Origin of the sequence: uncultured Chitinophaga sp. (genome assembly GCF_937874145.1) — a bacterium.
GTDB lineage: Bacteria > Bacteroidota > Bacteroidia > Chitinophagales > Chitinophagaceae > Chitinophaga.
This window is the reverse complement of sequence record NZ_CALNBI010000017.1, coordinates 1-2,526: the sequence shown is the minus strand read 5'-3', so window position 1 is coordinate 2,526 and position 2,526 is coordinate 1. Positions and strand designations below refer to the sequence as shown.

At 53.0% G+C, this 2,526-nt stretch carries 3 protein-coding genes; 1 reads left to right on the top strand and 2 read right to left on the bottom strand.

All coding sequences use genetic code 11. From position 1 onward, the window contains the following. Nucleotides 1-1,290, top strand: a 1,290-nt coding sequence (tilS, locus tag Q0510_RS00580; protein ID WP_298707285.1) for a tRNA lysidine(34) synthetase TilS, incomplete at its 5' end; no start/stop codon positions are given. Here tilS and Q0510_RS00575 read toward each other — a convergent pair. Next, a complete protein-coding gene (locus tag Q0510_RS00575; protein ID WP_298707283.1) occupies nucleotides 1,291-1,893 on the bottom strand; it encodes a rhomboid family intramembrane serine protease in 603 nt (200 codons plus the stop codon). Nucleotides 1,894-1,924: 31 nt separating this feature from the next. Continuing rightward, on the bottom strand, nucleotides 1,925-2,398 hold the full coding sequence (locus Q0510_RS00570; protein ID WP_298707281.1) for a 23S rRNA (pseudouridine(1915)-N(3))-methyltransferase RlmH: 474 nt from the start codon (nucleotides 2,396-2,398) through the stop codon (nucleotides 1,925-1,927). Between the last annotated feature and the right edge of the window lie 128 nt (nucleotides 2,399-2,526).

Here is a 2,526-nt window from a genome sequence, read left to right as displayed (position 1 = left end):
CTGCCCGCCGGGGCTGCCATGCTCGTGGCCGTGAGCGGCGGCGCCGATTCCGTGGCGCTGGCGCACCTGCTGCATACCTCCGGCATCAATATCGAGATCGCCCATTGCAATTTCAGGCTGAGGGGAGAAGAATCCAGCCGCGACGAAGCCTTCGTGCAAAAATTCGCCGCACAACTGGGCGTTCCTTTTCATGTCACACATTTCGACACAAACGAATTTGCATCGGCGGCGCGCCTGTCGATCCAGGAAGCCGCCCGGCAACTGCGATATACCTGGCTGGAAGAGCTGCGCTCCCGGTTAGGCATCCCGGCACTGGCAACCGCGCATCATATGCAGGACAGCGTGGAAACGCTTTGGATGAACCTGTCGAAAGGGACAGGGATTTCGGGCCTGCATGGGATACTGCCGAAACAGGGCGCGCTTGTGCGTCCGCTGCTTTTCGCTACGCGCGAAGATGTGGCGGCATACATGGTGGCGGAGCAGCTCGCTTTCGTGGAAGACAGCTCCAACGCATCAGATAAATACACGAGAAATTATTTCCGTCATCATATCCTGCCGCCACTCCGCGAAGCGTACCCTGATGTAATACGGCAAACAGGCGCTTCCATCGAACGCTTCCGCGAAGCGGAAATGATTTACCAGCAGGCGGTGGAAGAATACCGGAAAAAACTGGTGGAACAAAAAGGGGAGGAATACTTCATCCCCGTACTGAAACTCAAAAAAGTGAAACCCCTTTCCACGATTGCATACGAACTGTTCAAGCCTTTCGGTTGCAACACCCACCTGGCGGCGCAGGCGGCGGAGCTGCTGGATGCCATGCCCGGTAAATTCGTGACCACGGCCACGCACCGGATCGTCCGCGACCGGAAGTGGCTGATCATCACGCCGCTCCAGGCGGATATTTCCGCGCATTTTCTCATCGAAGAAGGCCAGCAGGAAGTGCTGATGCCGGGATACCGCCTCAGCATCCGGACGGCAAAATACGATGGCCGCGCGATCCCTCCGGATGCGGGCACGGCATATCTCAACATGGCTGAAATCCGCTTCCCGCTGATGGTGCGCAAATGGAAACAGGGCGATTACTGCTACCCGCTGGGCCTCAACAAAAAGAAGAAACTCAGCCGCCTGTTCATCGACCAGAAACTATCCTTACCCGAAAAGGAAAAAATGTGGGTGCTGGAATCGGACAAGCGGATCGTGTGGGTGATGGGCATGCGCATCGACCACCGTTTCCGCGTTACGGAACATACGGAGCAGATGCTGGTGATAAAGATGGAGGAATCCCGCTGATCAGGGATTGAGCAGCTGGCGGAGAAATATCTGCATCACCTGCGGTTCGATGATGATCGGGAAAATCAAGCCCAGGATGGCGCCGAAAAAGTGAGCGCGGTGATCGATACCATCACCGCCGCGCTTCGACATGTACACGGAATAGATCAGGAAGAGAACCGCGTACACGATGAAAGGGCAGGGGATCAAAAAAACGTAGATAGTTTGCCAGGGCGCGAACAATACGCAGGAAAACAAAACGGCGGACACCGCGCCGGAAGCGCCGATCGACGAATAGCCGCTATAATTTTTATACTTGTAATAATTGTACAGGTCCGGCAGCACAAGCCCCAGCAAATATAACAGCGGGTAATACCACTTGCTGCCCAACACCACCGCGAAAGCCATTTCAATGGAGCGCCCCACGAAATAAAGGGACAGCATATTGAACAGCAGGTGCATGGTATTGGCATGCACGAAACCCGAAGTCAGAAAGCGGTACCATTCCTTGAAATGATACACCCGGTAAGGGGAAAAGCTCAGTTTCGCCATGTCTTCCGGGCGTGAAAAAGTTGTGATGGATACCAGGCAGGTTATAATGATGATGATAAGGGTAATACTCATGGTCTTCGCTGTAATTAATCTGTAAATATAATCATTGATGATGATACTTCTCATTATTGAGGACGGTATAAGCCCTGTAAAGCTGCTCCGTCACAATAAGGCGAACGATCTGGTGCGGGAAGGTGAGGGCGGAAAGAGATAGCTGGAGATTGGCGCGCTGGAGCACCGCGGCGTCGATCCCGAAAGCCCCGCCGATCAGCACGATCAGCTGGCGCGTGCCGGCATTGTTGCGCTGGCGGAGAAAGTCGGCCATCTGGAGGGTTGTCATCGTTTTGCCACGTTCGTCGAGGGCGAGGAGGAAGTCCTGCGGCTGCAGCATGTCGAGGATGATTTTCCCTTCCTGTTTTTTCAGTTCGGGAATGGAAAGGCTGGCCGCCTGTTTAACGGTAGGGATGAGGCGGATATCGAAATCCGTATAATGCTGCAATCGTTTCCGAAAGATTTTAATTCCTTCATCTATATATGCGTCGTTTTCTTTACCTATGCTCCAAAGCTGTATTTTCACGGGTTTCGGCGTTTTGATCCTGCCTTCAAATGTAGTTGTAAAATGTAAATCGCTGAAAAAATTAGGGAGAAAGATTTGCAGAAATAAAAAACTTCCCTACATTTGCATCCCGTTCAATACTAACGGAA

Coding starts and splice junctions, on each gene's coding strand:
- Q0510_RS00575 (WP_298707283.1), bottom strand. CDS start 1,893: ATGAGTATTACCCTTATCATCATCATTATAACCTGCCTGGTATCCATC.